The sequence below is a fragment of the Intrasporangium sp. genome (assembly GCF_030452765.1).
In the GTDB taxonomy this organism is placed as follows: Bacteria; Actinomycetota; Actinomycetes; order Actinomycetales; family Dermatophilaceae; genus Intrasporangium_A.
This window is the reverse complement of the sequence record NZ_JAKDLO010000235.1, coordinates 1-5,650: the sequence shown is the minus strand read 5'-3', so window position 1 is coordinate 5,650 and position 5,650 is coordinate 1. Positions and strand designations below refer to the sequence as shown.

Below are 5,650 nucleotides of genomic sequence, written 5' to 3'. Positions count from 1 at the left end.
ACCTTGCGGCCCGACAGAGCGGCTATCGAGCGCCTGTCACGGCGACACCGAGGTCGGTCTTCCCCCAAGCGTCCTGAGGCGTTCCGGAGGCCGAGCCTGAGCCTTGGCGTTCACCCGTCCTACCTGCGGGGTCCGGTCGCGGGTCAGGTCGCGCGGGCCGGGTCAGATCGCGGGTCATGTCGCACCGGCCACGCAACCTGAGCACGGCCAGTCGCAAGCCTGCGACATGAGTGGCGACGTGACGGGTGGCCCGGGTCGGCGGGGCGACACATAACGCGCGACATGAGTGGCGACGTGACGGGTGGCCCGGGTCGGCGGGGCGACACATAACGCGCGACATGAGTGGCTACGTGACGGGTGGTCCGGGTCGGCGGAGCGACCTGAGGGCTGCTGGGTCGGCCCGATCACCCTCAGACGTCCGCATCCGTGGGGCCGATGAGCAGGAGTCGGACAGCGCTGCGGGACAGGAGCAGGACGACGACGAGAAGCGTGACCGGGATGAAGCCGCCCAGGCTGACCGCGTCGCCGAAGATGAGGGCGACGAGCTCGAGCACCACGAACTTGCTGCCGGCCGCGACCACCCACAACGCGAGACCGGCCGCCACCTTGGGGCCGCGCGTGGTCGCGGCCCGAAACCGGGCCAGAATGCGACCCTTGAAGAACCGCACAACCTCGAGCGCGATCTTCAGCAGGAGCGCCGTCAGCAGCGAGAGGGTGAAGCCCTCGCTGATGACCGCAGGAACGTACTCGATGGCGAGGTTGAGCACGACGACGTAGACGAACAGATCGACGACGTCGGCCGGGTGGTCACGGACCCAGCCGCGGACCGGTCCTCGTCGTGGGCGCGGCGCCGTGACGGCTACGGGCTCGGGCTCGGCTGCCATCCCACATTGTCGCCCAGACCGGCCCCTTCAGGCAGTCGCTCCGCCACCGCTGTGGGGTCGCTACCTTCTGAGACCGGCTACGGCGCCGACATAGCCGCAGTCCCTGCCCATCGACTGGCAGGTGGTGCTCGGTCGAGGGAAAGTCGTGCCCGGTCGAGGGAAAGTCGTGCCCACTCGACGGGGTCAGGGACGCATTGCGCGAAGTGACTGCTTGAGCGAGCCCATCGTCGCCAGGACCGCCGTCGGCTCGTAGCCGCAGTGCGCCATGCAGTTCGCGCAGCGCGGGTCGCGACCGCGGCCGTACTTGTCCCAGTCGGTCGTCTCGACGAGCTCCTGGTAGGTCTTCGTGTAGCCGTCGTTCATCAGGTAGCACGGACGCTGCCACCCGTAGAGCGAGTAGCTGGGGATGCCCCACGCCGTGCACGGGAAGTCCACCTTGCCCTCGAGGAAGTCGAGGAAGAGGGGAGAGTGGTTCAGGCGCCACTTCTTCCGGTTGCCGTCGGCGAAGACCTTGCGGAACAGCTCGCGGGTCTCCTGCACGCCGAGGAAGTGCTCCTGGTCGGGAGCCTTCTCGTAGGCGTAGGCCGGCGAGATCATCATCTGGTCGACCTGGAGGTCGTCGTTGAGGTAGTTGAGCACGTCGATGACCGACTGCGGAGAGTCGGTCGTGAAGAACGTGCTGTTCGAGGTGACCCGGAACCCGCGCTCCTTGAGCCAGTGGACGGCCTCGATGGCCTCGTCGAAGACTCCCTCCTGCTGCACCGAGGCGTCATGGCGCTCCCGCAGTCCGTCGATGTGGACCGTGAAGGCGAAGTAGGGCGAGGGCTTGAAGTCGAAGCGGTCCCACCACTTGCGCAGCAGGAGCGCGTTGGTGCACAGGAAGACGAACTTCTTGCGGGCCACGAGCTCGTTCGCGATCTTGTCGATCTGAGGGTGCATGAGCGGTTCGCCGCCGGCGATCGAGACCATCGGGGCGCCGCACTCCTCGACGGCCGCGAGGGCCTGCTCGACCGGCATCCGGCGCCGCAGCTGGTCGGCCGGTTGCTGGATCTTGCCGCAGCCGGCACACGCCAGGTTGCAGGCGAAGAGGGGCTCCAGCTCCAGCAGGAGCGGGAACTTGTCCCGGTGGTGCAGCTTCTGGGCCGCGAGATAGGCGGCGATTCTGACGCTCTGCCGAAATGGCATCGTCATGACGTTCGGACCTCCTTGGGCACGTTGAAATGGACGTTCTCCTCGACGAGACGTGCCTCGGTCACCTCGAGGGGGCCCAGGCCCCCGATCGCGGTGACGACCTCGTCGACGAGTTCCTGGGGGGCCGAGGCGCCGGCCGTGAGACCGACGGTCCTCACGTCGGCGAGCCACCCCAGGTCGAGGCCGTCGACGTCGTCGATGAGGTGGGCGGGCACGCCGAGTCGCTGTGCCGTCTCCACCAGTCGCTGTGAGTTCGAGGAGTTCGCCGATCCCACGACCAGGACGAGCTGCGCCTCGCGGCTCACCTCGCGCAGGGCGAGCTGCCGGTTCGTCGTCGCGTAGCAGATGTCGTCGGAGGGCGGCGCCTGCAGCTTCGGGAAGCGCCGCCGCAGCACCTCGACGATGCCGCCCACCTCGTCGGCCGCGAGGGTGGTCTGGACGAGGTAGCTGACCCGCGCAGGGTCGGGCACCTCGACGCGCTCGGCCTCCTCGACGTCCTGTACGAGCACGGCGGAGCCCGGCCGCTCGCCCATCGTGCCGACGGCCTCCTCGTGTCCGTGGTGGCCGATGAAGATGACCGTGTCCCCGTCATCGGCGAAGCGGCGGACCTCGGCGTGCACCTTCGCCACGAGCGGGCAGGTCGCGTCGATGACCTCGAGCCCGCGTCGGTGTGCCTGCGCCCGGACCTGCGGCGCGACGCCGTGCGCCGAGAAGATCACCGTGGCGCCGCTCGGCACCTCGTCGAGCTCCTCGACGAAGATCGCACCGCGGTCCTCGAGCCTGCGCACGACGTGACTGTTGTGCACGATCTGTCGGCGGACGTAGATCGGAGCGCCACGTTGGTCCAGGGCCCGGTCGACGACCTCGATGGCTCGGACCACTCCGGCGCAGAAGGACCGGGGCCCGGCCAGTAGGACCCGGTGGGGGCCAGCGGCGCCACCCCACGAGTTGAGCGCCACCGCAAGCTCCGGCAGTGTTCGCAGCGCCCGGCGGATGTGTCCGAGGGTCCCCGGACGCAGTAGCGGCTCGCCGGCCGGGTCCGCGACCACCCGGATGACCGCCTGCGCCCCGGCCTGCGCCGGACGCAGCAGCCAGGCCGACTCCATGTCGGCCGCCAGCACCCCGGCTGCCGCGAGCGACCGGCGGTCCCGGCTGGTCACCACATGCGCCACACTCGCGACCGGCCCGACGCGGACCGGCAGGCCCTGCCCGCGCAGGGCCCCGGCCAACAGGGGGGCACTCGGGCAGCGTAGCGGCGCGCCGTGGGGAGGCCGGACCTCCGATGCGACGACGACGTCACCGGGAGCCAGCTCGGGCGCCACGCCCGCGCCGATGCCGACGACCGCCAGGGCGTCCGCATGACGGACCCGCGGGCTGGCCGCGGCGCGGGCCGAGGCCAGCGGCCCGACCCCGGTGCGGGCCACCGGCGGTGCGCTGGGGGCGCGACGCAGGTGCGCGGCCTCCCGCCCGGACGGGACGCAGACGAGCAGGGGTGCCGTCATGACGCGCTCCGCAGGTAGCGCGCCAGCGCGCTGACCGGGAAGACCAGCCGGTACAGGTGGTAGTTGATGTAGAAGTCCCCCGGGAAGCCGGTGCCGGTGTACTCGGGCTCGTCCCAGCCGCCGTCGTCCCGCTGGTGCTCGACCAGCCACCGGATGCCGCGACCGACTGCACTGGAGCCGGCCTCCCCGGCGGCGAGCAGCGCGAGCAGGGCCCACGCGGTCTGCGAGGCGGTCGAGGTGCCCCGCCCCCGCTGTGACTCGTCGCGGTAGGAGCGCAGGTCCTCGCCCCAGCCGCCGTCGGCGTTCTGGGCCTCCTCCAGCCAGGCGACGGCGCGGCGGATCGGCTGCTCGTAGCGGCGCACGCCGACGGCGATGAGCGCCGGCAGGACCGCCCCCGTGCCGTAGACGTGGTTGGCGCCCCACCGCCCGAACCACGAGCCGTCCGCCTCCTGCTCACGCAGCAACCAGTCCCGTCCCGCGAGCGCGGCCTCGGTGTGCCCGCGCCCGGTCAGGGCCAGCATCTCGACGACGTGGGCCGTGACGTCGGCGCTCGGTGGGTCGGTGACGGCCCCGAAGTCGCAGAACGGCAGAGCAAGGGGCAGGGTGCTGGTGTTCTCCGCGTCGAACGCCGCCCAGCCGCCGTCCCGGCACTGCATCCCCAGGACCCAGGCGATCCCACGCTCCGCACCCGGGGTGCCTCCCGCGCCGACCCGGTGCAGACCGAGCACCACCTCGGCGGTGTCGTCGACATCGGGGTACAGGTCGTTGTCGAACTCGAACGCCCAGCCGCCCGCGGCGAGGTCGGGCCGGCGCACGGCCCAGTCGCCGCGGGCACCGATCTCCTCGCGGGCGATCCAGTCCACCGCGCGCGCGACCATCGGGTCCTCACCCGTCAACCCGGCGTCACCGAGCGCGACGAGCGCCAGGGCGGTGTCCCAGACGGGGGACTGGCACGCCTCGAGGCGACGGACCGGGCCGTCCGGTCCGGGCTGCTCGACGGTGAACCGCTGCCAGCCCTCGAGCCCGAGCCGGATGACCGGGTCGTCGACCGGCCGTCCGAGCGCATGCAGCGCCATGAGCGAGTAGACCCAGGGCGGCTGGATCCCGCCCCAGGAGCCGTCGGCCTCCTGCCGCTCGATGATCCACGCCTCGGCGCGGCGCAACGCGCGCCGGCGCAGGCGGTGCGGGTGGTGCTGGTCGAAGCTGCGCAGTGCGCGGCCCAGCCCGGTGCCGAACAGCGCCCGCGTCCGCTCCCGTCTCGAGGGTTCGTATGCCGCTGAGCCCGCCACGGAGGGAGCCGACCGGCCCGACGCGGCCGGGTGGGCGGCATACAGCTCGTCGATGGTGAAGGCGACCGGGACCTGGGGACGCAAGGCGACCAGCACCGCGATGGGCACGATGGTCTGGCGCGCCCAGCACGCGAAGTCGTAGACGGACAACGGGAACCGGTCCGGTAGCAGGATCTGCTCGACGGGCACGGCGGGCAGCCGGTCCCACGGCCAGAGTCCGACGAGGGCGAGCCAGATCCGGGTGAAGACGCGGGAACGTTCGAGGCCGCCGAGGGCCCGGATGACCTCGCGGGCGCGGAGCAGGTGCGGTGCCTCGGCGAGATCGCCGGCCAGGCGCAGCGCGAGGTAGGCCTCGACGGTCGTCGACAGATCGGGCGGCCCGCCATGGAAGGTGGCCCACGACCCGTCCGGTCGTTGCCTGCTGCGGATCCAGCGCGCGGTCCACTCCGTCTCGCGCTCGCCGCGGATGCCGAGGAACTCTCGCATGAGCAGGTCCTCGGCCTCCATCGTGACGTTCGTCTCGAGCTCGCCCTTCCACCACCCGTCGGGGTGCTGCAGGGCCCGCAGCCGGGCCACCGCCCGGTCGAGTGCGGCGCGGTCGGCCGACGCGCCGGACGGCTCGGTCGGGGCGTCCCGGTCAGCTTGCATGGTCATCCCGAGGTCCTCTCAACGGTCCCGTCCGGCGAGTCGAGTCGCCATGGCGGACAAGGGTGCTGCGCGCTCGTCCGCGGCGAAGGCGGAGGCGAGGACGGCGAGTGCGGCGCCGAGCTCGGCGGCCGCACGG

Annotated in this window: 4 protein-coding genes; all 4 read right to left on the bottom strand. The window is 71.9% G+C overall.

Annotated elements, in window-relative coordinates; all coding sequences use genetic code 11:
• Nucleotides 1–410 precede the first annotated feature (410 nt).
• Nucleotides 411–884 (bottom strand): hypothetical protein, encoded by a 474-nt coding sequence (locus L0H79_RS20155; protein WP_301486428.1) that lies wholly within the window; start codon nt 882–884, stop codon nt 411–413.
• 183 nt (nt 885–1,067) lie between these two features.
• On the bottom strand, nt 1,068–2,075 hold the full coding sequence (hpnH, locus tag L0H79_RS20150; RefSeq protein WP_301486427.1) for an adenosyl-hopene transferase HpnH: 1,008 nt from the start codon (nt 2,073–2,075) through the stop codon (nt 1,068–1,070).
• The gene (gene ispH, locus L0H79_RS20145) at nt 2,072–3,577 is read right to left on the bottom strand and encodes a 4-hydroxy-3-methylbut-2-enyl diphosphate reductase (protein ID WP_301486426.1); all 1,506 of its coding nucleotides are present in this window, start codon (nt 3,575–3,577) and stop codon (nt 2,072–2,074) included. The genes hpnH and ispH overlap by 4 nt, the downstream gene beginning before the upstream one ends.
• Nucleotides 3,574–5,520 carry a squalene--hopene cyclase gene (gene shc, locus L0H79_RS20140; protein ID WP_301486425.1) on the bottom strand — a complete coding sequence of 649 codons (1,947 nt, stop codon included), beginning with the start codon at nt 5,518–5,520 and terminating at the stop codon, nt 3,574–3,576. The genes ispH and shc overlap by 4 nt, the downstream gene beginning before the upstream one ends.
• Between the last annotated feature and the right edge of the window lie 130 nt (nt 5,521–5,650).

Excerpts from the sequence above, each read along its gene's own strand:
- hpnH (WP_301486427.1), bottom strand. The coding sequence starts at position 2,075 with ATGACGATGCCATTTCGGCAGAGCGTCAGAATCGCCGCCTATCTCGCG.
- shc (WP_301486425.1), bottom strand. The coding sequence starts at position 5,520 with ATGACCATGCAAGCTGACCGGGACGCCCCGACCGAGCCGTCCGGCGCG.
- L0H79_RS20155 (WP_301486428.1), bottom strand. The coding sequence starts at position 884 with ATGGCAGCCGAGCCCGAGCCCGTAGCCGTCACGGCGCCGCGCCCACGA.
- ispH (WP_301486426.1), bottom strand. The coding sequence starts at position 3,577 with ATGACGGCACCCCTGCTCGTCTGCGTCCCGTCCGGGCGGGAGGCCGCG.